General features: G+C 62.8%; 20 protein-coding genes, 1 tRNA gene and 2 rRNA genes (1 of these 23 running past the window's edge). 11 read left to right on the top strand and 12 right to left on the bottom strand.

The window, feature by feature from the left end; genetic code table 11:
* Together LN139_RS16965 and rrf are read left to right on the top strand one after the other, a co-directional pair.
* Positions 1-1,805 (top strand): 23S ribosomal RNA (locus LN139_RS16965); it begins 1,085 nt to the left of the window's first position.
* Between the two features lie 131 nt (positions 1,806-1,936).
* Positions 1,937-2,052: ribosomal RNA gene (gene rrf / locus LN139_RS16960) — 5S ribosomal RNA — on the top strand.
* A 689-nt stretch (positions 2,053-2,741) separates the two neighbouring features.
* Here the strand turns inward: rrf and mksF are convergent.
* From mksF to mksB, 3 genes are read right to left on the bottom strand one after another with little or no spacing between them, the layout of a single operon-like run.
* Complete coding sequence (gene mksF, locus LN139_RS16950; RefSeq protein ID WP_236355315.1) at positions 2,742-5,573, bottom strand: Mks condensin complex protein MksF; 2,832 nt, start codon at positions 5,571-5,573, stop codon at positions 2,742-2,744.
* Positions 5,570-6,277 carry an Mks condensin complex protein MksE gene (gene mksE, locus LN139_RS16945; RefSeq protein WP_236355314.1) on the bottom strand — a complete coding sequence of 236 codons (708 nt, stop codon included), beginning with the start codon at positions 6,275-6,277 and terminating at the stop codon, positions 5,570-5,572. The genes mksF and mksE overlap by 4 nt, the downstream gene beginning before the upstream one ends.
* Positions 6,267-7,547 carry an Mks condensin complex protein MksB gene (mksB, locus tag LN139_RS16940; RefSeq protein WP_236355313.1) on the bottom strand — a complete coding sequence of 427 codons (1,281 nt, stop codon included), beginning with the start codon at positions 7,545-7,547 and terminating at the stop codon, positions 6,267-6,269. The genes mksE and mksB overlap by 11 nt, the downstream gene beginning before the upstream one ends.
* A 139-nt stretch (positions 7,548-7,686) precedes the next feature.
* On the opposite strand from mksB, the gene LN139_RS16935 reads away from it, so the two are divergent.
* Both LN139_RS16935 and rimI read left to right on the top strand, forming a co-directional pair.
* Positions 7,687-8,469, top strand: coding sequence for an energy transducer TonB (locus LN139_RS16935; protein WP_236355312.1), 783 nt, complete (start codon positions 7,687-7,689; stop codon positions 8,467-8,469).
* On the top strand, positions 8,466-8,915 hold the full coding sequence (rimI, locus tag LN139_RS16930) for a ribosomal protein S18-alanine N-acetyltransferase (protein ID WP_236355311.1): 450 nt from the start codon (positions 8,466-8,468) through the stop codon (positions 8,913-8,915). Before LN139_RS16935 ends, rimI begins: the two co-directional genes overlap by 4 nt.
* Positions 8,916-8,918: 3 nt before the next feature.
* Here rimI and LN139_RS16925 read toward each other — a convergent pair whose 3' ends face one another.
* Positions 8,919-9,326 carry a serine kinase/phosphatase gene (locus LN139_RS16925; RefSeq protein ID WP_236355310.1) on the bottom strand — a complete coding sequence of 136 codons (408 nt, stop codon included), beginning with the start codon at positions 9,324-9,326 and terminating at the stop codon, positions 8,919-8,921.
* Positions 9,327-9,473: 147 nt separating this feature from the next.
* Between LN139_RS16925 and can the strand changes: the two genes are divergently transcribed.
* Positions 9,474-10,112: a carbonate dehydratase gene (gene can / locus LN139_RS16920; RefSeq protein ID WP_236355309.1), complete on the top strand. Its 639-nt coding sequence runs from the start codon at positions 9,474-9,476 to the stop codon at positions 10,110-10,112.
* A gap of 3 nt (positions 10,113-10,115) precedes the next feature.
* On the opposite strand, the gene LN139_RS16915 is transcribed toward can, so the two are convergent.
* Positions 10,116-11,282: a hypothetical protein gene (locus LN139_RS16915; RefSeq protein WP_236355308.1), complete on the bottom strand. Its 1,167-nt coding sequence runs from the start codon at positions 11,280-11,282 to the stop codon at positions 10,116-10,118.
* Positions 11,283-11,331: 49 nt separating this feature from the next.
* Between LN139_RS16915 and LN139_RS16910 the strand changes: the two genes are divergently transcribed.
* Positions 11,332-11,883, top strand: coding sequence for a YcbK family protein (locus LN139_RS16910; RefSeq protein WP_442964447.1), 552 nt, complete (start codon positions 11,332-11,334; stop codon positions 11,881-11,883).
* A gap of 2 nt (positions 11,884-11,885) precedes the next feature.
* On the opposite strand, the gene LN139_RS16905 is transcribed toward LN139_RS16910, so the two are convergent.
* Positions 11,886-12,827: a 2-hydroxyacid dehydrogenase gene (locus LN139_RS16905; protein ID WP_236355306.1), complete on the bottom strand. Its 942-nt coding sequence runs from the start codon at positions 12,825-12,827 to the stop codon at positions 11,886-11,888.
* A 117-nt stretch (positions 12,828-12,944) separates the two neighbouring features.
* On the opposite strand from LN139_RS16905, the gene LN139_RS16900 reads away from it, so the two are divergent.
* Positions 12,945-13,643, top strand: a complete 699-nt coding sequence (locus LN139_RS16900; protein ID WP_236355305.1) for a TerC family protein — start codon at positions 12,945-12,947, stop codon at positions 13,641-13,643.
* Here the strand turns inward: LN139_RS16900 and acpA are convergent.
* From acpA to LN139_RS16870, 6 genes are all read right to left on the bottom strand, one after another.
* Positions 13,624-15,315 (bottom strand): acid phosphatase, encoded by a 1,692-nt coding sequence (gene acpA / locus LN139_RS16895; protein ID WP_236355304.1) that lies wholly within the window; start codon positions 15,313-15,315, stop codon positions 13,624-13,626. The genes LN139_RS16900 and acpA overlap by 20 nt on opposite strands.
* Before the next feature lie 78 nt (positions 15,316-15,393).
* Positions 15,394-16,839, bottom strand: a complete 1,446-nt coding sequence (gene proP / locus LN139_RS16890; protein WP_236355303.1) for a glycine betaine/L-proline transporter ProP — start codon at positions 16,837-16,839, stop codon at positions 15,394-15,396.
* 341 nt (positions 16,840-17,180) lie between these two features.
* Positions 17,181-18,518 (bottom strand): cell envelope integrity protein CreD, encoded by a 1,338-nt coding sequence (gene creD, locus LN139_RS16885; RefSeq protein WP_236355302.1) that lies wholly within the window; start codon positions 18,516-18,518, stop codon positions 17,181-17,183.
* 91 nt (positions 18,519-18,609) lie between these two features.
* Entirely contained in the window at positions 18,610-20,040 is a 1,431-nt protein-coding gene (gene creC, locus LN139_RS16880) for a two-component system sensor histidine kinase CreC (RefSeq protein ID WP_236355301.1), read from the bottom strand.
* Positions 20,040-20,714 (bottom strand): two-component system response regulator CreB, encoded by a 675-nt coding sequence (gene creB / locus LN139_RS16875; RefSeq protein ID WP_236355300.1) that lies wholly within the window; start codon positions 20,712-20,714, stop codon positions 20,040-20,042. The genes creC and creB overlap by 1 nt, the downstream gene beginning before the upstream one ends.
* 112 nt (positions 20,715-20,826) lie before the next feature.
* Positions 20,827-20,903 (bottom strand) — tRNA-Met (locus tag LN139_RS16870).
* A gap of 219 nt (positions 20,904-21,122) precedes the next feature.
* Between LN139_RS16870 and LN139_RS16865 the strand changes: the two genes are divergently transcribed.
* The 4 genes from LN139_RS16865 (at position 21,123) to LN139_RS16850 (ending at position 25,167) form a co-directional block, all read left to right on the top strand.
* Positions 21,123-23,180 carry a methyl-accepting chemotaxis protein gene (locus tag LN139_RS16865; RefSeq protein ID WP_236355299.1) on the top strand — a complete coding sequence of 686 codons (2,058 nt, stop codon included), beginning with the start codon at positions 21,123-21,125 and terminating at the stop codon, positions 23,178-23,180.
* A 94-nt stretch (positions 23,181-23,274) separates the two neighbouring features.
* Positions 23,275-24,498 carry an MFS transporter gene (locus LN139_RS16860; RefSeq protein ID WP_329610968.1) on the top strand — a complete coding sequence of 408 codons (1,224 nt, stop codon included), beginning with the start codon at positions 23,275-23,277 and terminating at the stop codon, positions 24,496-24,498.
* 85 nt (positions 24,499-24,583) lie between these two features.
* Positions 24,584-24,808 carry a ribbon-helix-helix protein, CopG family gene (locus LN139_RS16855; RefSeq protein WP_236355298.1) on the top strand — a complete coding sequence of 75 codons (225 nt, stop codon included), beginning with the start codon at positions 24,584-24,586 and terminating at the stop codon, positions 24,806-24,808.
* Complete coding sequence (locus LN139_RS16850) at positions 24,802-25,167, top strand: type II toxin-antitoxin system VapC family toxin (protein WP_236355297.1); 366 nt, start codon at positions 24,802-24,804, stop codon at positions 25,165-25,167. Before LN139_RS16855 ends, LN139_RS16850 begins: the two co-directional genes overlap by 7 nt.
* The last annotated feature ends 43 nt before the right edge of the window (positions 25,168-25,210 follow it).

The raw sequence follows: 25,210 nt of genomic DNA, 5'->3' as shown, positions 1-25,210 counted from the left end.
AATAGCTCACTAGTCGAGTCGGCCTGCGCGGAAGATGTAACGGGGCTCAAACCAGGTACCGAAGCTACGGGTGTCACTTAGGTGACGCGGTAGAGGAGCGTTCTGTAAGCCTGTGAAGGTGAGTTGAGAAGCTTGCTGGAGGTATCAGAAGTGCGAATGCTGACATGAGTAACGACAATGGGAGTGAAAAACTCCCACGCCGAAAGACCAAGGTTTCCTGCGCAACGTTAATCGACGCAGGGTTAGTCGGTCCCTAAGGCGAGGCTGAAAAGCGTAGTCGATGGAAAACAGGTTAATATTCCTGTACTTCCGGTTATTGCGATGGAGGGACGGAGAAGGCTAGGCCAGCTTGGCGTTGGTTGTCCAAGTTTAAGGTGGTAGGCCGAATACTTAGGCAAATCCGGGTGTTCAAGGCCGAGAGCTGATGACGAGCGCTCCTAGAGTGCGAAGTGGTCGATGCCATGCTTCCAGGAAAAGCTTCTAAGCTTCAGATAACCGGGAACCGTACCCCAAACCGACACAGGTGGTTGGGTAGAGAATACCAAGGCGCTTGAGAGAACTCGGGTGAAGGAACTAGGCAAAATGGCACCGTAACTTCGGGAGAAGGTGCGCCGGCCAGGGTGAAGCATTTACTGCGTAAGCCCCGGCTGGTCGAAGATACCAGGCCGCTGCGACTGTTTATTAAAAACACAGCACTCTGCAAACACGAAAGTGGACGTATAGGGTGTGACGCCTGCCCGGTGCCGGAAGGTTAATTGATGGGGTTAGCGCAAGCGAAGCTCTTGATCGAAGCCCCGGTAAACGGCGGCCGTAACTATAACGGTCCTAAGGTAGCGAAATTCCTTGTCGGGTAAGTTCCGACCTGCACGAATGGCGTAACGATGGCGGCGCTGTCTCCACCCGAGACTCAGTGAAATTGAAATCGCTGTGAAGATGCAGTGTATCCGCGGCTAGACGGAAAGACCCCGTGAACCTTTACTATAGCTTTGCACTGGACTTTGAGCTTGCTTGTGTAGGATAGGTGGGAGGCTTTGAAGCGTGAACGCCAGTTTGCGTGGAGCCAACCTTGAAATACCACCCTGGCAACCTTGAGGTTCTAACTCAGGTCCGTCATCCGGATCGAGGACAGTGTATGGTGGGTAGTTTGACTGGGGCGGTCTCCTCCCAAAGAGTAACGGAGGAGTACGAAGGTGCGCTCAGACCGGTCGGAAATCGGTCGTAGAGTATAAAGGCAAAAGCGCGCTTGACTGCGAGACCCACACGTCGAGCAGGTACGAAAGTAGGTCTTAGTGATCCGGTGGTTCTGTATGGAAGGGCCATCGCTCAACGGATAAAAGGTACTCCGGGGATAACAGGCTGATACCGCCCAAGAGTTCATATCGACGGCGGTGTTTGGCACCTCGATGTCGGCTCATCACATCCTGGGGCTGAAGCCGGTCCCAAGGGTATGGCTGTTCGCCATTTAAAGTGGTACGCGAGCTGGGTTTAGAACGTCGTGAGACAGTTCGGTCCCTATCTGCCGTGGACGTTTGAGATTTGAGAGGGGCTGCTCCTAGTACGAGAGGACCGGAGTGGACGAACCTCTGGTGTTCCGGTTGTCACGCCAGTGGCATTGCCGGGTAGCTATGTTCGGAAGAGATAACCGCTGAAAGCATCTAAGCGGGAAACTTGCCTCAAGATGAGATCTCACTGGGATCCAGAATCCCCTGAAGGGCCGTCGAAGACTACGACGTTGATAGGTGGGGTGTGTAAGCGCTGTGAGGCGTTGAGCTAACCCATACTAATTGCCCGTGAGGCTTGACCATATAACACCCAAGCAATCTGCCAGAGCGCAGATGCGGTGGTGAAGCGACACAGCCGAAAATGCGCACCGATACACACAAACATCACATACCTGAATTCGCTGCAACGCCCAGGCGCGGCAGCTACCGAATTTCTTGACGACCATAGAGCGTTGGCACCACCTGATCCCATCCCGAACTCAGTAGTGAAACGACGCATCGCCGATGGTAGTGTGGGGTCTCCCCATGTGAGAGTAGGTCATCGTCAAGATTCAAACCCGCAGAACCCCAATCGTGAAAACGATTGGGGTTTTGTCTTTTGGGCGTTGAAAAGTGCGGCCTCTCACTCAAGTGGCGCGACCAGGGAAAACGCTTGCGATTCAAGTGCCCGCTAAGGGGTAGTGTTCAATACGGCACTCATGAGGATGGCCATCCCCCTTACACGTCCCATCCAGATATCGGTAGTCAATATGCATCAACTGGCCTTTCTTGGGCCACTGCCTGCGTGGGAGCGTGCTTTGGTAATCAGCCGATTCCGGTACAAACGTGATGGTCGTCCCCTTTTCCGGGCATTCTGCCGTAGTTGATGCCTGGCTTATCTTTACGACTCGGGCCTGTAGCTTTGGATAGGGAAGCTTCAACACATCGGTGATGTGTAGCTCCATACGGCAAATTTGCCATGTCGATGCTTGTACGGGCTGGCACATTACGAAGAACGGAAGGGCAAATAGAGCGTAACGGGTTGCATGGTAGTCCATTATTGGCCCTGCCTCGAATATTGATATCCGAGGCATTATCAGACGTGAACTCGCTGAATCATAGGGCATCCTTCCTCGCGCGCATCCAGCCAGGCGATGCGCTCCTGAGCTACGCGAAGTAACTTCAGCGAACGCTAACCCAACAGGTACAAAAAAACCGCATGGCTGCAAGGCCACACGGTTTTCTACTGAGCGGAATCGCTTAAACCAGCTCATCCTCCGCCACAGGGTTGTCCACAGCCTTCACCTGATCCAACCGGTTGATGTACTTCCAGTCCGCCTCATCGATGTAGATGCCGTTAGGCCCACTACCACCTTCAAGGTCAATCGCAACCTTGGCTGACACCTGGGGCTTCACACTGGCCAGAATAGGTGTAAAACCGAGCTGCAAGCTGGTCTCCAGCAACGCTGCCTGATTACGTTCATCGATGTCGGCTGCTTCATCCAAGTAATACGGCAAGCGCACCCGACCGGCCTGTTCGCGATCCATCAAATGCAGCAACAGGTACATGTTGGTCAGTGCCTTGATGGTCATGGTCGTGCCATTGGACGCCGCACCGTCGATATCTGTGTGGATAACCGGTTGCCCACCCACCTTGGTGATCTCGAACGCCAGTTCGAACAGGTCCTTGAGGCCCAGCTGGTTATGGTTGGCAGCAACCAGGCGAGCCAGATACTCCTTGGCTTCCTCGTTCTTGTTATCCTGCTCGGCGCTCTGGCTCAAGTCGAACACCGAGAGCGTCTCACCCTCTTCGTACTGCCCGGCGCTGTGAATGATCTGATCGATATGCTTGAGCGCCTCTTTATTAGGTGCCAGCACGATACGGAAGCTCTGCAGGTTGGAAACCTGCTTGCGGTTGATCTCGCGGTTGAACAGCGCCAGTTGATGCTCAAGGCTGTCGTAGTCACTGCGAATGTTGCGCAGCGTACGGGCAATGTCGGTGACCGCCGCACGGCGCGCCTTGCCCAACGTCAGCGCTTCATCCTGGCGGTGGGCATAGGCGTTGATCAGTAATTGTAGCCGGCGCTCCTGATCTTCCTCGCTGTCGAATTTGGCGACGCCTTTGAGGCGAACCTGGGCATAGAGCGCCTCGATCTGGCCGTCCACGCGCAGCAGGCTCTGCCAGCTGTCCTGATAGTCATGCAACAGCGGCAGCAGGTTATCCATGGAATCGTCGACCGGCTCCATCCACGGCGTGCCGAAGGGCAGGTCTGCGGGGAGCAGCTGCCGGCGTCGCAGTGCGTCATCGAGGGTACGTTGCTGCGCTTCAAGGTCGGCAATCTGCCGGCCGACCAGCTGCAGCTTGGCCGACAATTGCTGCACGCGCTCGGCAAAGGCATCGCTGGCCCGCTTCAAGCCATCCTGGGCTTCTTCCATCCCCGCCAGTTGCTGCAGCTTCTCGGGCTCTTCGGCGCTCAGTGTCTGCGTACGGCGGAAGTCTTCCAATGCCTTCTGGGCATCCAGCACCTGTTGGTAGAGCGTGTCGCTTTGTGCCTTGCTCGCAGCGCGGTCGGCCGTCACGGCTTGCTGGGCCTTGAGTTGGCGAAGCTCTTTTTCCAAACGCTCTTTCTGGTCGCGCAACGCCGCGCGATCAGCCAGTGCCTGAAGTGCGGGCGGCTCGATGTGGGACAGGTCGATCGACAGCCCCGGCATCTCGAAACGCTCACCCTTGAAGCGATCCAGCACTGCTTCGATCGATTTGACCCAGGCATCGCTGTCATCCAATGCAATGCCATCTTCGCCCAGAGGCAAACTGAACAATGCACCGTTGAACAAACGCATCAAGCGCTCCACATCCTGCTGCGAGAACTCTTCGCGCAGGCGTGCGTAGCTGTTGTTGTCGGCATGCTCGAGTTGCTGCTTCACCGATTTGAGGCGGCGCTCCAGCTCACGCAGGCGTTCGTCGAGGTCTTCGCTGCTGAACTGGCGAGATTGCGCAAGCGCGCCGGCCAGTTCGTCATGCGCATCCTTGGCGGCCAGCAGCTGTTGTTCGAGTACCTTGACGTCCTCGACCAGCGCAAAGCGGTTCTTCAACACGGCCAACTCGCCCAGCCAACGCTGGATGCCGGTGATTTCGCGCTCCAGGCGCATCAGCTCCTGGGTGCCGCCGCGTTGCTCATCCTGCAGCGCATCCTGTTCATGGCGGTAATGCTCGGCCTGGATCACCAGCTCTTCCTTGCGCCCGCCCGAATACTCCTGCCAAGTGCCCAGCAGGTTGTCGAGCAGAGGAGACAGGCGGTGAAGCTTGCCGCGCAGTACATCGCGCTGCGACACACCATTGGCCAGTGCCTCCACCAGCGGGCCGGCGATCACCAGGGCGTTGTAGTCTGCCTCCATGCGGCGTACGTCGCGGAAGGCCTCTTCGCAGGCGGCGATGTAATCGACACTGCCGGAACGCAGGCTGTGCTCGAACGCATCGAGGAACAGCTGTTTGAGCTTGGCTGCGGTGATTTCACGCATGTGCAGCAGGTTGATGAACAACGCGCGGAAGGTCTTCAGGCTTTGCTCACTGGTCGAGCGCAGCGGAATCAGCGTCATGTCCAGCGGGATCGACGTGTGGCCGCCCACCAACAGGCGCCGCAGTTCGTCGGGCTTGAGCTCATAGGCCTTCAAACCGGCCTGCTCGAGGTTGGCGAACAGCGCCTTCTGGCGCAGGCAGGTGTCGTCTTTCTGGTAGTGAGCCAGGTTCAGCTCACCGGCATAGGCAAAGAACTGGTGGCCGAAACCCCCGCCTGGGCCGCGGCCCACACAACCGATCACATGCGGCCCGTGGGGCAGCATGACTTCGCAAAGGATGTAGCTGGTGTCTGTGGCGAAATAGAACCGGCGCGACTGTTCCAGGCTGTACTTGCCGAAAGCCATGTCGGACATGCGCGCCAGGATCGGGAACTGCAGCGCATTGATCGAGGCACTCTTGCCCAGGTTGTTGGCGCCATACACCGACAACGGCTCTTCCAGCGGGAACAGCCCCAGGCTGTAGCCTGCGGTGTTCAGCAGGGCGAAACGGCGGATGCCGTAGCGTTCCTGGCTCATGCGTCCATCTCCTGTTGCTCTTGAGCGATGGCACGGGCCAAGGCCTGTTCTTCCGTTTCTTCATCGGAAAAGGGGGTGAGGTCCAGCGGGTCGTCAGTGTGTGCCACGGCCGTGTCTTCTTCGCTGGGCACCAACTCTGGCACGGGCAGCGGCAGGTGGCTGTGCATGCTCGCGGCGAGGTCGCGGTCCTGCTGCACTGCCAGGCACACATCGAGGAAACGATGCATCGGCGGCAGGAAACGGTACACACCGTTCTCTTCGCTGGCGAAGCCCAATTGAGTCATGCGCCGCATCACTTTTTCTTCCAGCTCTTCCTGGGTCTGCACTTCAGCTTGGAGGAACAGGTCGCGGTATTTATCCAGCAGCGAGGGCAGCTCTTCACGGCCCAGGCTGCCGCCGTCGAGCACCGCCAGCGGGTCGCGGCCCTGGTCGGCCAGGTGCTCCACGAGGATGAAGGTAAACAACGACAGACGCTGCGCAGTCTTGTTGACCTGCGCGGCGGTGATCTCGGGCACGAAGTAATAGAAACCGCGGGTGTCGCACACCAGCTCGAAGCCCAAGGCCTTGAACAGGCCGCGGTACTGGTCCTGGCAGTTGGACAGCTGGGCATACAGCTCCGCATCGCGGCGGCTGATGTGAAAGCCTTTGAACAGCTCGCGAAAGATCGGCGCAAGCTGAGTCAGTTCGGATAGATCAAGTTGCATGGGCTGGGCTCGCTTGAGAGTCGGCCGCCGCGTCCGCCGGGGACTGCAGCGCATAGGAGCGCAGGCTGACCTGGTGCTCGCGGGTGAAATAATCCTGGCGCTCCAGGCGGCGCCGGGAGAAACGTTTTTCCCGGGAGAGGCGCGAGAACCAGTACAGCAGCTCGTCGGTGGCGCCTTCGGGTTCCTGCTCCAGCAGCCAGACCATCAGGTCCGGAAGGGGGAGGGCATCTTCGCAACGTTCGAGCATCTCACGCACCGTGCGCGGTGCACGCGCCGGCTCGCCACGGCCAGGGGCGCGATGCGCCTTTGGAAAGCGCGAGGGCTTGGACTCGAAGCGCGCCAGGGCGTAGACATAAGCTTCGACCTGGCTGGCGTTACCGAGGAAGTTGCTCTGCGGCCGGGTGAACAATGGCATGGCCGCCTGTGGTACCGCGTCCAGGCCCTTGCGGCGAATGGCCGAAAGCGCCAGCGCCGCGCCGCGGGTCACGGCGTTGTGCCGGCGGGCTTCTTCGCGCAGCGGCAACAGCAGCTCACGGGCTCGGCGCAACGTCAGCTGGGCATGAGTCTGCATTTCGAGGATGCGCGCGTGGGTGCGCACCAGCATGTCGTCATCTACCAGGTGGCCCAGGCGCTGCTGATCGCCCATCAGGCGCAGCAGCACGTTCTCGACCTTGCGCACGCCCTGCTCGAAAGCGCCGTCGGCGTTGACGAGCTGAATCATCGGCTCGACGTATTCATCCCAGGTGGCCAGTACCTCGGCGTAACGCTGGCGCAGCGGGATCTGCCGGTCGCTGGTCTTGGCGCGGTCGGCCACGGCCACCAGCGCCTGTTCATCATTGCCCAGCTTCTTGAGCACATCGCGCACGCGCATGTCGAGCAAACGCAACTGCCGCGCAAGGTCGTTGCCGTCGCGGTTGTCGAAGGCTTCCTGAATATGGCCGGCGAGCCGTTCCAGGTGGCGCAGGTAGGCTTCGATTTCCAGGCACAGGCCCAGGCGGTGTTCATGGCGCAGGTAAGCCAGGAAGTCGTGGATCTGTGCGTTGAGCTCGAAACGATTGGGGCTTTTGGCCACTGGTACCAGGATGTCCAGGCGGATCCACACATCCAGCAAAGCAGTGATGTCCTGGGGCGTGCTGTCGACCTGCTGGCGCGCCAGTTGCAGCCGCAGCTCGGTCAGGCTCAGCGTGCCTTGGTCGAAGTGCTCGCACAGTGGCTCCAGCAAGGCCCAGTGTTCGGCAAGGGCGCGTAGCACGCGCTTGGGTTCGATCATGGGGGCTGACTCGTTGCCAGAAAAAGGGCCGATTGTACTGCATCGGCGCGGCCAGAGCCGTGCTGCTGATCGGCCGCCATGCGCGGGAGCGGGTTTCGCGGTTAGAATACCGCCTCGTTCGCTGACCGATGCCCGCCTTGTGCTGACCGAACCCCGCCGCCGCGCCTACCTCGACGCCATGCAGATCGTGCAATGGTTGCCCCGTGCCGAACTGCCGTTCGCGGCACCGTCGCGCCCTGAGCTGTTCATCGAGCTGGAGCCCGAGCCGGAGTCCGAGGTTCAGCCTGAGCCTGCCATCGCCGCAGTCGCGCGGCTACCTGTCGAAACACCGCGCCCGAAAGTCGCAAAACTCGAGATTCCTCGCCCCGCACCGGCACAGCCCAAGGCCAAGGCCAAGGCGGAAGAGCCCGCCAAGGCCTCCGAACCCGCGGCAGCCCCCGTACCACCGCCGCGTTTTGCCTTGCAGCTTCTGCGCGCCGGCCGTTGCCTGTTGCTGGTCGAGCTGCCTACCGGCGAGGCCTTCCAGAGCCGTGACCCGGCGTACCTCCTGCTCAAGGACATGCTGCGCGCCGCCGGCTTGCCCGATTCGCCGAAGATGGTCGGCGACCCGGTACGCTGGCCGTTACTCACCCGAGGCAATCTCGACCAGGGCCCGCAGGCTGCTACGGATTTCGTGCAGGGCTTCGTGGCCGCACAAACCGAACGCGAGCCCTGCACCTGCCTGTGGTTGGTCGGCCTGCCGGCACTGCGCTTCGGTGGCGCCAGCGATGCCGATGGCTATCAACGCCACTGGCAGGTCGAAGGCCTGGGCGACGCCTGGGGCGTTCCGGGCCTGGAGTTGCTGATGGACGAACCCCAGCGCAAGGCGGCCGTCTGGCAGTCGATGCGCGCCCTCATGCCCCGCTGGATTACCCCTGAATGACCGACGCTGTAAGTTTTCGCCGCATGACCGAGGCTGACCTCGACGCAGTGCTGAAGATCGAGTATGCCGCCTTCACTCACCCCTGGACACGGGGCATCTTCCTCGACGGGCTGAAGTCCTATGACATCTGGCTGATGTTCGACGGGCAGCAGCAGGTGGGTCACGGCGTGCTCAGCATCATCCTCGACGAGGCGCACCTGCTGAACATCACGGTGAAGCCCGAGAGCCAAGGCCGCGGCCTGGGCCTGCGGCTGCTCGAACAGCTGATGGAAAGCGCCAACGAGCGTGGCGCCAAGGAGTGTTTCCTTGAAGTACGGGCCAGCAATCAGGTTGCCTACCGGCTATACGAGCGTTATGGCTTCAATGAAATCGGCCGGCGCCGGGATTATTACCCCGCCGCCGGCGGCCGTGAAGATGCGCTGGTGATGGCCTGCACCTTGCTCTAGGGCTTACTCCGGCTTGCCGTCAAGCGGCCGCACGTGCGCCAGCTCTTCTTCATCCAGGCCGTGGCCGGCGCCGATTTCATCCTGGTCGCGAATGGAGAAGTCAAGGTCACCTGCCTTGCCATGCCCACGCTCGTTCGGCCCGCGTGCACCGTCTTCCGGGATCAGCACGGCAGGGTCGAGATCGTCATCGGTAGGATGGTGGTCTGCGGTCGAGGCGCCCGTCATGCCTGCTTCACGCGTGCGGCGAGCGCTCAACTCGTGTTCGCGAATGTCGTCCGGCAGCTCGTCTCCGATGCGGCCGGTGGTCTCGTCCTGATCGAAGTCCAGGCTTTCGATGGAGCCCATGCGATCGTTGTCATCATCGATCGGCTCAGGTTCCGGGCTGTGCAGTGGGCGCTGGGGGCGGTTCATGGTGGCGTTCTCCTTTATCGAGCCTGTCTTTGGTGGACCGACGCTGGCTGGGGAGATTCCATCGGCCGGATGGGGCGGTGCAGTAATAGCGACGTGACTTAAATCGGAAGGCCGCAGTCACACTCTGTAACATTGAGGAGGCCCGACATGCACGACTTGCAAGAGCTGCTCGACAATAACGCCCGCTGGGCCGAGTCGATCAATGAAAAAGACCCCGAATTCTTTGCCAAGCTCGCCCGCCAGCAAACGCCTGAGTTTCTCTGGATCGGCTGTTCAGACGCCCGCGTACCTGCCAACGAGATCGTCGGCATGCTGCCTGGCGATCTGTTCGTGCACCGTAACGTGGCCAACGTGGTCCTGCACACCGATCTGAATTGCCTGTCGGTGATTCAGTACGCAGTGGACGTGCTGAAGGTCAAGCACATCCTGGTCACAGGCCACTACGGCTGTGGCGGCGTGCGTGCGGCGATGCAAGACCAGCAGTTCGGCCTGATCGATGGCTGGCTGCGCAGCATTCGCGACCTGTATTACGTGCACCGGCACGCGGTGGCCCAACTGCCGACCGAAGAGGCGCAGGTGGACCGCATGTGCGAACTGAACGTGATCCAGCAGGTGTCCAACGTCGCCCAGACCACCATCGTGCAGAACGCCTGGCACCGCGGCCAGGCGCTGTCGATCCACGGTTGCATCTATGGCATCAAGGATGGCCGCTGGAAGAGCCTGGATACCAACATCAGCGGCCTGGAGCAGTTGCCGCAGCAATACCGCCTGCGGCCTATTGGCTGACTGTCAGCGGTCTGCCGGCGCTGTGGCCGGCAGCCCCTGGCGCAGTTGCGTGGCGCTGGCCTTGGCCTGAGGGGTGGTGCACTTGGCGTCGGCCTGCTGGGCAGTGAGGTTGCGGATCTGGGTGTAGAACAGCTCGCAGGTCTGGGTCGCCTGCGCCACCTGCCACTTGTTGGTGCAATCACTGAGGGTGGTTTTCGGGTCGGCGCCCGGGTTCACGCCCATGCCGGCTTGCCAGCAGGCGGCGCTCAGGTCTTGCCCCATCACCTTCAGGCCCACCGCGTCGGCTTCCTGCTCGTTGCCTTTGTAGGTGTCGGGGTCGGCGGCGTACCAGATGTAGCTGGGGTGGTTGGCGCCCAGCACCGCGACGGTCTGGCCGGCGGCAGGGCTGATGCTGCCCAGGCCCAGCACGCCGACCTTGGCGCCGTACTGCTGCTGCACCCAACTGCGTACCGGTGCGCCGAAGGCGACCATCGGCAGGCTCTGGCCCTGCTGGCCAGCGGTGAGGTTCTGCACCATGCGGGTCTGGTAAGGGGTGAAGTAGTTGTAGGTTTTCGCCAGCGTATCGCCAGCGTTGGCCGGCGCTGCGATCGGCGCGATGTCGACGATGGTCTGGTATTGGGCGGTCTGCGCCTTGGGCACACCATTGAGCTGCAACAGGGTGTCCCAGCGGTCGGTGGTCTTCGATTCCAGGTAGTCCTGCGCCTGGGTGAGCGAATAATCCGGCGGGAAGTGCAGCAGCTCGACGCTTTTGCGGTTTTCCAGCGCCATCCCCAGCGGCAGGAAGAATGCCCAGTTGAAGGCCCAGCCACCGGCCTGGTTCAGCTCGTTGGCGCCCTGCCAGGCGAGGTCGCCGGCATCGAGCAGTTGCTGCAGAGGCGTTGCGTAATCCTGCGGCACCTCGGTGATGCTGGCGCTGAGGTTGCCGTTGGCCTCGGTCACGGTCACCTGCGCACTGGGGTAGCCGTCGCGTTGAACGCTCTGGGTCAGGTAGTGTTGCACCGTCTGTTCCAGCGTCCAGGGGCGGTAGCAGATCACCGAACAGTTGTTGGGAAAGGCGAACAGCCGGGTTACGCGCTCGCGCGAACCCAGGTCGAGTTGTGTATCGGCTTGGGCGGCGGCGCTGGCCAAGGCCAGCCCGAGGGCAACAACAGCAGGAGAACACTTGAGCATGAGCAACCACTCCTTGTTGGCGAAGAAGCCGCATCATGGCGCAATCGCCATGGCCTGGCTACTGGCGCTGCCGGGCTTTGCGCAGGGGGCTCAAGATGGCCGCGGCCAGGCGCTTTTCGAGCAATGGCAAAAGAGCGGCCAGGCCCAAGGCTTCCAGGCCTATCTGGCACGCGAACACCTCGATCGAGTAGCGCCGCTGTACCAATTGCTGCGCAGTGCCAGCGACTGGCAGCGCTGCGGTGCAGAGCCTTTCGCCGTGCCTCCTCAAGCGCTGTGGCCTTCTGTGAAGCGAACCCTGGAGCTGCTCGAGGCACTGAGGGATAAACGTGTGATCGGCCCGTTCGAGGTGGTCTCGGCCTATCGCTCGCCGGCGCTGAACCGGTGCGCCGGTGGCGCCGCCAACAGTGCCCACAGCCGTGCCTACGCAGTCGACCTCTGGCTGGAGGCCCCTGCGCCTGAGCTGTGCGCTTTCTGGAAGGCAGAGGGGCAGGCCTGGCAGATGGGCCTCTCACGCTACCCGTCAGGGCGCATCCACATCGATACCGCCGGCTACCGCACCTGGGGCCAGGACTATACCCGCGCCACCGCCTTCTGCCAGTGAGCTCAGAAGCCCGGCACCGGGGTCAGCACCGGGCGGCCGGAGAAGTGCGCCAACAGGTTCTGCGTAACCATCTCCACCGTCGCCCGTACGGCTTCCGGTGAAAGCCCGGCCACGTGCGGTGTCAGCACTACATTCTCGAGCACCTTCAAAGCATCCGGCACTGTGGGCTCGTCATCGAATACATCCAGGCCCGCGCCAGCCAGCTCGCCTGCCTGCAGCGCGGCCAGCAGTGCTGCGGAGTCGACCACGCTGCCGCGCGCGATATTGATCAGGAAGCCTTCTTCGCCCAAGGCCTGCAGCGCTTCGGCACCTACCAGCTGCTGGGTGTCGGAGCCGCCGGGGGTTGCCACGATGAGGAAGTCGCTGTCAGCCGCCAGAGCCTCGACGGTGCCGTGGTAGCGGTAGTCGACATCGGTGCGCGGGCGGCGGTTGTGGTAGCTGACGGCCATGCCGAACCCCAGCCCGGCGCGCTTGGCGATGGCCATGCCCACTGCGCCAAGGCCCAGCACGCCCAGGCGCTTGCCTGCCAGAGAGGGGCGCATCACCTTGCTCCATTCGCCGCGCCGCACCGAGGCATCCGCGCGCGGGATGTCACGCACCAGCGCCAGCAGCAAGGCCATGGCGTGGTCGGCGACGGTCGAGGCGTTGACGCCCGCGCCGTTGGTGACCATGATGCCGCGCCTGCGGGCGGCCTCTAGGTCGACGTGCTCATAGCCGGCGCCGATTACAGTAATGATTTCAAGCTTTGGCAGCGCGGCGATCTCGTCGGCCCGCAGGCCCAGCGGGCCGCGGGTGAGTACGGCATTGATGTGCTCGCCCTGTTGCGCGATCGCCTCGGCGCGCGCTGCCGGGTTGGTCGCCAGGATGAGTTGGAAGCCGGCATTTTCAAGGATCGGCAGGTAATCGCCGATGGTTTCCACTAGCACCAGAACCTTAGCGCTCATGGGCAATCTCCATTAAACCAGCCTCAGGGCATCCTTAAATACCGCCTGCGCGCCACCGGCGCAACCCGGGCACTGTCTGAACCTGTGAAGCTGCGGCTTCCATCCGAAGGAACCCTCATGACGTGGTTGACTGATCCCGGCATCTGGATCGCTTTGTTGCAGATCCTGGCCATCGATATTCTCCTGGGCGGTGATAACGCAGTGGTGATTGCCATGGCGTGCCGCCGGCTGCCCAGGGAAAAACGCAAGCAGGCGATCTGGGGCGGCATGCTCGGCGCAATCCTGGTGCGTATCGTGTTGCTGTTCTTCGCCATGCAGCTGCTGGCGCTGCCTTGGCTGAAGCTGGTCGGCGCGCTGTTGTTGCTGTGGGTCGGTATCAAGCTGATCGCAGCCAACGATGACGACGAGGAAGTCGACGGCGGCGTACGGCTGTGGACGGCAATCCGTACCATCATCGTCGCCGACGTGGTGATGTCGCTGGACAACGTGATTGCCGTGGCAGCGGCAGGGCAGGGCAATCTCTGGCTGGTGTCGGCGGGCGTGTTGATCAGCATCCCGCTGATCGTGTTAGGCAGCCGCCTGGTGCTGGCACTGATGGACCGCTTCCCTTCGGTGGTGCTGTTCGGCGGTGCCTTGATCGGCTGGATCGCCGGCGGCCTGGGCATCGCCGACCCGGCCTTGCACCGCTGGCTGCCGGCGTTGCAGCCGTGGTGGCTGCATTACCTGGCCAGCGCGGTGGGCGCCGCGCTGGTGTTGGCGCTAGGCCTGGGCATGGCGCGCTGGCGCGCCCGCCAGCTCAAAAACGCAACGCATTAGTCAGGTCGCCCATCGGCGCCTGGCCGCGGCCGGTCATGGCCTGGTCGCGAGCCTTGAGGCCGTCGAGCACTTCGAGGCCGAACACCCGCGTGATCAGGCGCAGGATCGAGGCGGTGTCGTAAACCGTGTGGTCCACGGTGCCTTTGCGTGCGAAGGGCGAGACCACCAGTGCCGGGATCCGTGAGCCCGGCCCCCAGCGGTCGCCCTTGGGCGGCGCTACGTGGTCCCACCAGCCGCCGTTCTCGTCGACCGTCACCACCACGACCATGTTCTGCCACTGCGGGCTTTCCATCAGTGTCTTGAGCGCACGCACGATGTGGCGGTCGCCGGAGGCCACATCGGCATAGCCGGCGTGCAGGTTCAGGTTGCCCTGCGGCTTGTAGAAAGTGACCGCCGGCAGCTTGCCGGCTGCTGCGTCGGCGAGGAATTTATTGGTGCTCGAATCATCGCCCAGGCCACCATCGCGCAGGCGGCGCTGGCGCTCTTCGGGGTTTTCCGGGCCTTGCTGCTTGAAGTAGTTGAACGGCTGGTGGTGGTACTGGAAGTTGGGGATTTTCGGGATGCCGCCGGAATCCTTGAACTGGTCGATGGTGGCTTGCCAGGCACCGGCGTACCAGGCCCAGTCGACGTTCTTCTTCGAGAGCTTATCGCCGATGTGCTCGTGGCTCTGGGGCACCAGCACGTTGGGCAGATCGGGCTTGGAGTAGTCCGGCCGCGCAGTGTCGCGCAGCCAGGTTGGCCAGTAGGGCGGGGCCATGGTGTTGACCGCGAAGCCGTCCGGGGTCAGCGCACTCGGGCCGAACTGCGGCGGCCCGTCCATGGCGCTGGCCGGGGACTTCTCCAGCGGCTTCAAGCGATAATCCAGCGGGTCGTCGCTCATCAGCGTGGCGATCTGATCCTTGGCCACGGATGTCCGGGCGTTCGGATATACCGGTGCGGTGGCACTGATCAGGTACTGGTGGTTGAGGAACGAGCCGCCGAAGGCGCCCTGGAAGAAGTTGTCGCACAGCACGAAATTGCGTGCCATGTCCCACAACTGCAGCGCGTATTTGCTTTGGCTGTAGTAGCCCATCGGCAGGCCACCGGAATCGGCCCAGGCCACGAACATGTCGTTCTTGCCGCCATTGATCTGCATCTGGTTCTGATAGAACACGTGCCAAAGGTCGCGCGTGATCACGCCCAGCGGCAGGTCCTCGCCAGTGGGGCCTTTGAGGGGGAAAGGGGCGTTGGGCAGGTTTTGCTGATACTGCGTGCCGTTGGGGTAGGTCACGCCCTCGACGGTTTGGGGGCCCAGTTGCACAGTGCCGCCCCACACCTGGGGCAGTTGCTTGAGCAGGTCGCCGTTGCGGTCGCGCTGCTGGTAACCCGCCGCCTGCACGCCGCCGAGCGGCTTTTCGGTACCGGGGAAGTCGGCGAACAGGTTGTTGAAGCTGCGGTTTTCCGCATAGATGACGACGACGGTCTTGACGTTGCCCCTGAGCGCCTTGTCCAGCTCGGCGCCGGTCAGCGGCTTGTCGTCAGGCTTGCCGCCTGTGCCCTTGCCGCCGTCAGTGGCGCCGCACGCGGCCAGCGTAGCGCCGGCTCCCACCACTGCCATGCCGCCAAGGAACCGGCGGCGTGAGGTGTCTGGCAGGGCTTGGTCGGGTGCATCGTCGTCGTGCTTGCGGCTCATGTCAGCGGCTCCGGAGATATTTCTAAATATTTCCGGGACGCTAACAATCACGCATGACGAAACCGTGACAGGTTTACATCAGACCGGCGGCTTTTTATCCACAGTCATCGGCGCGTCGCTGGCCAGCAATTCACGCGCTTCTTCTTCGCTGCCCACCGCAGGTGGCGAGCCGCGCAGGGGCTTGCCGGCAGTTTCGTGCACAGTGCGCATGGTCAGGATGCCGATCACGGCGGCCACCATCAGGTAGTAGGCCGGCACCATCGGGTCACCGGTTTTCTCCACCAGCCAGGCGGTCAGCAGCGGCGTAGTACCACCGAACAGCGATACCGAGATGTTGAAGGCGATCGACAGCGCGCTGTAGCGGATCGGTGTGTAGAACAACGCCGGCAGCGTGGACGGCATCGAGCTTGTGAAGCACGCCAGCGCCATGCCCAGCAGCATCAGGCCAAGAAAGATCAGCCCATCGTGGCCGCTGCCCACCAGTTTCAGGCAAGGGATCGCCAGCACCAGCAAGGCCACACAGGCGCCGATGATCATCGGTTTGCGCCCGATGCGGTCGCTGAAGTGCCCGCCCAACACGTTGAGCGGCATCATCACCAGCATCACGATCAGGATGAGCAGCAGGCCTTTGGTTTCGGCGTAACCCATGGTGACCGACAGGTAGCTGGGCATGTAGGTCAGCAGCATGTAATCGGTGACGTTGAACACCAGCACCAGGCCCACGCACTTGAGCAGCGCGGCGCGGTGCAGGGTGAACAGGTCGCGCAGCTTGTGCGCTGGCGCCTCATCCTTGCTCTTGGCCATTTCCTCGTTGTGCGCCTGAAAGGCTGGCGTCTCTTCGAGCTTCAGGCGCATGTAAAGGCCCAGCAAACCCAGCGGGCCGGCAATGAAGAACGGCACGCGCCAGCCCCAGTCCAGCAACTGTTCAGCCGACAGCATCGTCGTCAGCAAGGTCACCGTGCCGGCGCCGGCGATGTAGCCGGCAAGCGTACCGAACTCCAGCCAGCTGCCCATTCGCCCGCGCTTGGCGTCGGTCGAATACTCGGCGATGAAGGTGGCCGCACCGCCGTACTCGCCGCCGGTGGAGAAGCCTTGCACCAGGCGTGCGAGCAGCAACAGGATCGGCGCCCAGATGCCGATGCTGGCGTAACTGGGGATCAACCCGATGCTGAACGTACCCAGCGCCATCATGATCATGGTCAGGGCAAGAATCTTCTGCCGGCCGAACTTGTCGCCCAGCGGGCCGAAAACCATGCCGCCCAGCGGGCGTACCAGGAATGCCACCGTGAAGGTGGCGAATGTCGCGATCAGCTGCGCAGCCGCATCGCCCTCGGGGAAGAACACCTTGCCCAGGGTGACTGCGATGTAGCCGTAAACGCCGAAGTCGAACCACTCCATCGCGTTACCCAGGGCTGCCGCGCCGACGGCGCGTTTGAGCATCGCATCGTCGACGACCGTCAGGTCCTGGGGTTTGACTTCGTTGCGGCGTTTGAACCAGCCGATATGGGCGTGATGCCGGGCCATGGGGATCTCCTCTTTCAGTGGAAGGTATGACCCAGGCGTCGCGCCGAGAGTGCTATGGGCGAGCAAGTATTTGTGAAAAAAAGCGTTGGCCAGCCAAAGGTTTGAGCGCAGGGCAGGCCACGGCGGCCAACGCATCACCCCGAAACCCTCGTGGGAGGGCGGCTGCGCCGCGCGACAGGTTGCATCCGGCTTGAGGCCCGAGCGTCACCCCCTGTGGGCGGCGACCCCGCGCTTCCCGGCGGCTCTATCTGGCCTTCGCAGGTCTTGCCGCGGCCCCCACCACCCCGAACAGCGCCACGATCAACCGCGCCAGCTCGCGCTCTTCGCGCAGCCGAAATGCGTCACTGCACATGCTCACCTCCCGCCCCGCGCCGAGGGCTGACGCTGTACCAGTCCAGCCGCCGGGTCAGGGTCATGAACAGCCCCAGCATGGCGAACACCAGCACTGCACCCATCAGCAGGGCGTAGTCTTCGGCGGACAACAGCACATAGAGCACGCCGTACAGCACCGCCAGTGCAGCACTCAGCAGCCAGCCGTTGCGCCGCCCCTGCAGGGCATGGCTTGCGTAGCTACCGATCAGCCCGATGCAGGCGAGCGCAGACACCGCGTACGCCCAGGCGAAGCCGATGTGTTCGGCCAGCGACAGCAACAGCAGGAAGAACATCGCCAGGGCCAGGCCCACCAGCGCGTACTGCAGCGGGTGCACCGCGACCTTCTTGAGCACTTCGAACAGGAAGAACCCCATGAACGTGAGGCCAATGAACAGCAGCCCGTATTTGATCGCGCGGCTGTTCTGCGCGTAGCTGTCCACCGGGTCGACGAAGTCCACTCCCAGGCTGCTGTCATCGACCCTGGCGCAGTAGTGGCCCTTGACGCAACTGCGCAAGGTGTCGGCCAGGTTGCTAGACAGCCGTGTGGTCGCCCAGCTGGCCTCGAAGCCTTGAGCCGTGATGCTGCGCTGGGCAGGCAAAAAGCGCCCGATGAACCCCGGGTGCGGCCAGTCGGCGCGAAGTGCGATGTGGCTGTTGTCGCCCACCGGGGCGATCAGCCACTGGCCGGTGCCTTGCAGGTTCAATTGCAGGCTGATATCCAGGCTGGCGCCCTCGGCGGTTTGCACGCCAGGCAGCGCGGCATGGATCCCATCGCCCAGCCAACCCAACTCTGCGCCGGGCTCGAAGCGCTCGCCGGGTTTTCCGTTGACGGTCATCTGCGGGTCGTTCTCGATACCGCGTACGTCGCTGATGCCCACGACCACATAAGGCGTGCCGAACCGGTACTCTCCCTGGTCTACCTCAAGGCCAGCGCCGGGCGTGAGGTCGAAATGTGCGCTGAGCGTGTGCGCCGCATGAAACAGCCGGGCATCGTAGATGCCCCGCGAGCGCAGCTCTGTTTGTGCATTGACCTCGGCATTGAAAGTAGTGGGCAGCAGCACCCGCTGGCCGTGTTCTTCCTTGGCTGCCACCTCGCCCTGCGCGGGTATCAGCCGGGTATAGGGAACGATCAGCAACGGGCCTACCACCTGCTGGCTGCCGCTTGCGCTGCTGGCGATGCTGGCCAGTGCGCTGTCGCGGCTCTGCTGGCGATCACTGGCCAGGTTGCCGATCATCGTCAGCGGAATCAGCAACAGCAGCATCAATAGGGCGATGGCGAGCAAACGGCTCACTAACGGGTGTTTCATGGCATCAGGCTCCTGGCCGGTTCGGATGCCGGCCAGTGTGCTGGGCGCCTGTGGGGAGCTGATGGTGGCTGTGTGGAGTTTGTGTGGAGTTTCAGGCAGCAGGCAGTTCGAGACTCGCCAGCACGCCGTTCGGAGCATTGGTGATCACCAGCTGACCGTTGTGCAGGGTCATTACCTCGGCGACGAAGCTCAGGCCCAGCCCGCTGCTCTTGCGCCCGCTGCTGGGGCGGGGCAGGGAATAGAAGCGCTCGGTCAGGCGTGGCAGTGCGTAATCCGGAATGCTCGGGCCCTCGTTGAATACGTTCAGGCGAATTCGGTTGTTTGCCAACGCCTCGGCGCTCAGGTGCAGGCTGGCACCGTCGGGCATGAACGCCAGCGCATTTTCCACCAGGTTGCCCACTGCCTGGCTCAACAGAAACGCATCGCCCAGGGCTGCCAGGTGGTCGGCTATCTGCACCGTGACCACGAGCCCGGCCGAGTGAACCCGTGCGGCCTGCGCCTGCACCACTTGCTGCGCCAATGGCGCCAGCCGCACCGCCGCAGGCGCCTCCAGTGCCTGGCGCTGCTCGACTTGCGCCAGGTCCAGCAAGCGCTCCACCAGGCGCTGGATGCGCGCGCTCTCGCTGTCGATGTTCTCGACGAAACGCGTACGCGCTTCGGCTGGCATGTCGCTGTGCAGCAATTCGGCGGCCCCGCGAATGGCCGCAAGCGGGCTTTTCAGCTCATGGGTCAGCGCCAGCACATAGCGCTCCACATAGGCCTTGCCTTCCAGTTGCGTGCGCATGTGCTCCACGGCGCCTGCCAGTTGCGCCATCTCGCCCCCCGTGCGCCAGCGTGGCAGCGCGACGCGCTGGCCTTCACTGGCGGCCAGCGCATAGGCGCTGAGCCGGCGCAGCGAGCGGGTCATCCACCAGGCCAGCAGCCCGCCGGCCATCAGCCCCAGCACCACCAGCGCGATGCCCAGGCGCCGCAAGCGCTGTTCGGAACGCTCCACATAGGGCTGCACGGTGGCATTGGGCTTGGCCACCGTTACCACGCCGATGATCTGGCCGCCGTCGATGATTGGCGCGCCGACGTACATCACTGAGCTGGCAGGGTCGTCGGCGTTCTCCCGCGTCGAGCGGGCGCCGTATTGGCCTTGCAGGGTGAGGTACACGTCGTTCCAGCGCGAATAGTCCTGGCCGGTGGCCAGGCCCAGCGAGTCGAGCAGTACGATGCCACGGGCATCGGTCACGTAGATGCGGTGGTTGACGCTGTTCTTGGTCAGGCCCCAGATGTCGGCACCTGGCTGGCGCTGGCCATACGCCTTGAGCACTGCCGGCAGGTGGCCTTGGGCCAGGGTGCCCGCCTTGACGTCGTCGCGCACCAGCTCGGCCAGCAGGTTGGCGGTGTCCACCAGGGTTTCCTCGGTGGACTGGCGCACCCCAGGTCGGATTTCATCGGTGACCGCATTGAGCACGAACCAGCCGGTCAGCCCCACGAACAGGAAGTACACCAGAAAGATCCGTATCCCCAACGGCATCAGCTGTGCTCCGGGTCATAGCTGTAGCCCAGGCCGCGGTGGGTCTGGATCGGCTCGCCGGGCCCTGCTGCACGCAGCTTGCCGCGCAGGCTCTTGATGTGGCTGTCGATGTTGCGCTCGTAGCCGGCGCCACTGGCGACCCCGCCGGCATCGAGCAACTGCTCGCGGCTGAACACTCGGCCGGGCTGGCTGAGCAGGTGCTCCAGCAACCGATATTCAAGGCGCGTCAGCGCCAGCGGCTGGCCGTGGAAGCGGATCCGCGCGCGCTCGGGTTCCACCTGGAACGGGCCGGGCGCTGCCGGCTCGCTGCGCGGCGCCAGGCGCCTGAGGATCGCGCGTACCCTTGCACACACCTCGCGCGGGCTGAAGGGTTTGGTGACGTAGTCATCGGCGCCGAGCTCAAGCCCCAGCACGCGGTCGAGTTCGTCGTTGCGGGCGGTGAGGAACAGCACCGGCACATCGCTGAAGCTGCGCAGCTGCCGGCACGCTTCGAAGCCTGAAAGGTCAGGCAGGCCGATGTCGAGTATCACAAGGTCCGCCGAGCGCTCGCGCAAGCTGGCCAGCGCCTCGCCTGCCGTGCCCAGCCAGGTGCAGGCGAACCCCTCGGCGCGCAGCGCGTAGGTCAGGGTGTCGGCGATGGCAGGTTCGTCTTCGACGATCAGAATGTGCGGCATGGCGCAGGCCCTGGCAAAAGGAGCCCAAAGTGCCGCAGGGCAGGGGAGGCGTCAATCGTGACGGCCTGAAACGACAAAGCCCACCTTGCGGTGGGCTTTGCCTTACAGCGTTTGGTGGCTACACAGGGACTTGAACCCCGGACCCCAGCATTATGAATGCTATGCTCTAACCAACTGAGCTATGTAGCCAAGTGGCGCGCATTATTCGCGCTGGCTGGGCATGTGTCAACCCTCGCAGCAAAATATTTCTTCAACCGATCAACGGCTTAGCCAATTCTCTCTTCTGCACTGCGCCCATTATGGATCCCGCCGATAAGCAGGTGGGGCGGCGGTTCGCTTCTTGCAGTGATTTCAATATGCCATGGCCTGATCCGTGCCGTGGCGCGGGTCCAGTGGAGAAGTCGGCCTATGAATGCGTTTTTGGCACCGGGGATTGGCCTGCTTGGCCGATTCCGTTTTGCTCGCAAGTTTCAACTGTTGTTCCTGCTCTTCATGTTGCCCTTGGCAGCCAGCCTGTGGATGGTCGCCAGCGACTACCGGCAGCGCCTGGGCGCCATTGCCAGTGAGCGAAACGGCGTGGTTCAGCTGCTGGCGCTCGAACGCGTGGACGACCTGCTGGTTGCGCAGCGCAATCGTGCCGCCCGCTGGAAAGCCGTCGACATTCTTCGCGAACCTACCCCCGCCGCCCGGGAGGCGATAGCGGCCCTGCAGGGCGGCAGCGCTCCATTGGCAGAGGCGATCAAGCAACTGGGAGATACGCTCAAGGCCTCAGGTGCCAGTGCTGAGTCTTCAAAACGTTACCAAGCGCTACAGCAGGCTGCCCAAGGCCTGGACGTGGAGGGTATTCGCGCCTCAGGTTGGTGGCCGGACGGCTATGAGAAATTCACTGCCGCCATCGGCAGCCTGCAGTTGCTGCGTGAGCAACTGGCCATGGACAGTGGCTTGATCCTCGACCCTTGGATGGAAACCTATCTGCTCATGCAGATCAGCACCCATCAGGCGCCGGATGCGATCGAGCGCGTGGGCCGCCTGGCCAGTGTGGGTGAAGCTTCGGTGGTCGCGGGCCAGTTCAGCCTGCAAAGCCGTTTGCAGATGCGCGACCTGCGCAGCCGCCTGGGCGATGCTCGCGAGCAATTGATAAAGAGCGGCGACATGCTCAAGGCGCGCCTGCCGGAGGGCATGAGCGCCTGGACCACGCAATACCAGGCCAGCACCGACCGCCTGGACCAGGAGCTCAAGCGCCTGGACGATGGGTTGTTCGGTGGCTCGGTCACTCTGGCGGCGGCGGATTTCGAGAAAAACATCGATGGCTTGCTGGCACAAATGTCGGCGCTGCGCAAACAGGCGTTGCTCTCGCTCGATCAGCGCCTGGCGTTCTACCACGGCCAGGCGGTGATGCAGTTCATGCCGGTGGCGGGCAGTTTTGCGGTCCTGTTGCTGGCGGCGCTTTATCTGTTCGTTTGCCTGCAAGCATCGATCCGCAACAGCGCCCGCGGCATCACGACCTTGGCCGAGTCCCTGCGCGACGGCAACCTGTGTGTGCAGGTGCCCGTCAGCGGCAAGGACGAGCTGGCGGTCATCAGTACCGCGCTCAACAGCGCCGTGGTGCAGTTGCGCGGCAGCCTGGGCGGGGTCGACCGCGAGACCGTGGCGCTGGGCAGCACGGTACAGGCGCTGAACAGCCAGGCCGGCGCCACGCTGGTTGAGGTGGAGCAGCAACAGCAGCAGATCAGCCAGATCGCCACCGCCGCCACCCAGTTGGCTGCAACCTCGCAAGGTGTGGCGCAAAGCTGCGAGCAAGCCTCCAGTACCGCGCAGCAGACTCGGCAGATCGCCATGGCCAGCAGCCGCGACAGCCAGCGCACCACCGACAGCATCCAGCAGCTCAATCAACGGCTGGCCGACACCGCCCAGGCGTTGAGCCGGGTAAGCGAGCAGGGCCAGCAGATCCAGTCAGTGGTGGATGTGATCGGCGGCATTGCCGGGCAAACCAACCTGCTGGCGCTCAACGCCGCCATCGAAGCTGCGCGCGCCGGCGAGCAGGGCAGGGGGTTCGCCGTGGTGGCCGACGAGGTCCGCAGCCTGTCGCAGCGCACCCAGGCCTCCACGGCTCAGATCGCCAGTACCGTCGACAGCTTGCGCGGTACGGTGCGCCAGGCCGTGGAGCTGATGGAAGTGGCCTGCGCCCAGGCGCTGCAGGATGCAGAAGCGGTGACGGGCCTCGGCGAAAGCCTGGGCAAGATTGCCGGTGCGGTCCAGGATGTGACCGACAACCTCACCCTCATCGCCACCGCCGTGGAGCAACAGGCAGCCACGGCCGATGAGGTCAGCGGCAACATCCAGCAGATTGATCAGGCAGCCATGCGCCTGCTCGACGGGGCACGGGCGGTCAACGGCGCTGCAGACCAGCTGAGTGCGGGCAGCCGCAGCCTGAGCGAAAATACCGCTCGGTTCCAGTTGGCTTGAGAAACATCTTGTAACTGCAATCTGGCCTTACCTGCGCCAAAGTGGCACAGTGATGCACCTGAACCGTGCATCACTTCCTCTTCAGGTATTTCCTATGGCCACCAGCAATGCCGCAAGCCCCGCGGCGCCTTCCGCCTCGCCCAACGCCCAGACGCTGGTGATGAGCATCGTGCTCTCCTGCGGCCTTGCGCACCTGATCAACGACCTGATCCAGTCGGTGCTGCCGTCGATCTACCCGCTGCTCAAGGCCAATTACGGCCTTACGTTTACCCAGGTGGGCCTGATCACCCTGACCTTCCAGGTCACCGCCTCTTTGCTGCAACCCTGGATCGGCTTCTATACCGACCGCCATCCCAAACCGTTCCTGCTGCCGGCGGGCATGGTCTGTACCCTGGTGGGCATCGTGATGCTCGCGTTCGTCACCAGTTTCCCAACGATCCTGCTGGCCTCGGCGCTGATCGGCATTGGTTCCTCCACCTTTCACCCGGAGACGTCCCGCGTGGCGCGGCTGGCCTCTGGCGGGCGCTTCGGCCTGGCGCAGTCGACCTTCCAGGTGGGCGGCAACGCCGGCACCGCCATCGGGCCGCTGCTGGCGGCGGCGATCATCATCCCGTTCGGGCAAACCCACGTGGCCTGGTTCGGCCTGTTCGCGGTGTTCGCCATCGGCGTGCAGTACGGCCTGAGCCTCTGGTATCGAAACCACCTCAACAGCGCCAAGGGCAAGAAACGCGCCGAGGCCAGCCACGGTCTTAGCCGCCGCCGTGTGGCCTGGGCGCTGGTAGTGCTGGCGATGCTGGTGTTCTCCAAGTACATCTACATGTCGAGCATCACCAGTTACTACACCTTCTACCTGATCGAAAAATTCGACCTGTCGGTGGCCAGCTCGCAGTTGCACCTGTTCCTGTTCCTCGGCGCGGTGGCGGCCGGCACCTTCTTCGGCGGCCCGATCGGCGACCGCATCGGGCGCAAGGCGGTGATCTGGTTCTCGATCCTGGGCGCTGCGCCGTTTACCCTGGCGCTGCCCTACGTGGACCTGTTCTGGACCAGCGTGCTCAGCGTGATCATCGGCTTCGTGCTGGCCTCGGCCTTCTCGGCGATCGTGGTGTATGCGCAGGAACTGGTGCCGGGTAACGTCGGCATGATTGCCGGTGTGTTCTTCGGCCTGATGTTCGGCTTCAGCGGCATCGCCGCGGCGGCGCTGGGCTCGGTAGCGGATGCGAAGGGCATCGAGTTCGTGTACGGGGTGTGCTCGTTCATGCCGTTGCTGGGGATTCTGACGATTCTGTTGCCTTCGACTGACAAGAAACATTCAGTCTAAAGAATGGGCTCTCCCGCAAGCCTAGAGGGTCGCACTCTTTGAGGATTGATATATGGTCCCGGTATCAATCCTTTGAGGGTGCATCATGGCCAGAATCCTTGTCGACTTACCTGACGATCAACTCGAAAGCCTGGCAACTATCGGTGCCAGAGAAATGCGGCCGCGTGCGGCCCTCATTCGGGATGCGGTAGCGCAATACCTGTCGTCTCATCGGTCTGCCGAGCAAACGAGTGCGAAAGTGTTTGGCCTCTGGAGGGACCGTGCAGTCGATGGGGTCAAATACCAGCAGGAGCTGCGCGAAGAATGGTGAAGCTCCTATACGGCGCTAATATTCTGATCGACTACCTCAATGGCATCGTCCCCGCTCAGCTTGAGCTCGATAAGGCGGCGAACCCAATGATCAGTGTCATTACCTGGATGGAGGTTATGGCCGGTACCAGTGCGGCGGAGGAGGGTGACATCCGCGCATGGCTGGAAACCTTCCAGCTCATACGGCTAGATAGCAAGATTGCGGATGTGGCTGTCAGTATTCGCAAGTTGAGGCGAATCAAGCTGCCTGACGCAATTGTATGGGCGAGCGCGAAGGCACATTCTGCGGTTCTGGTTTCTCGAAACGTGAAGGATTTTCCTCCTCAGGAGGCGGATGTCCGGGTGCCTTATTTGCTCTGATTTCTTCATCGGCGCGTTTTGCGATGCAATAAGTTCTGCGCGT

It is taken from the genome of Pseudomonas sp. KNUC1026, from assembly GCF_021650705.1.
In the GTDB taxonomy this organism is placed as follows: Bacteria; Pseudomonadota; Gammaproteobacteria; order Pseudomonadales; family Pseudomonadaceae; genus Aquipseudomonas.
Note: the sequence above shows the minus strand (reverse complement) of the source record. Positions and strands in the feature narration are given on the sequence as shown.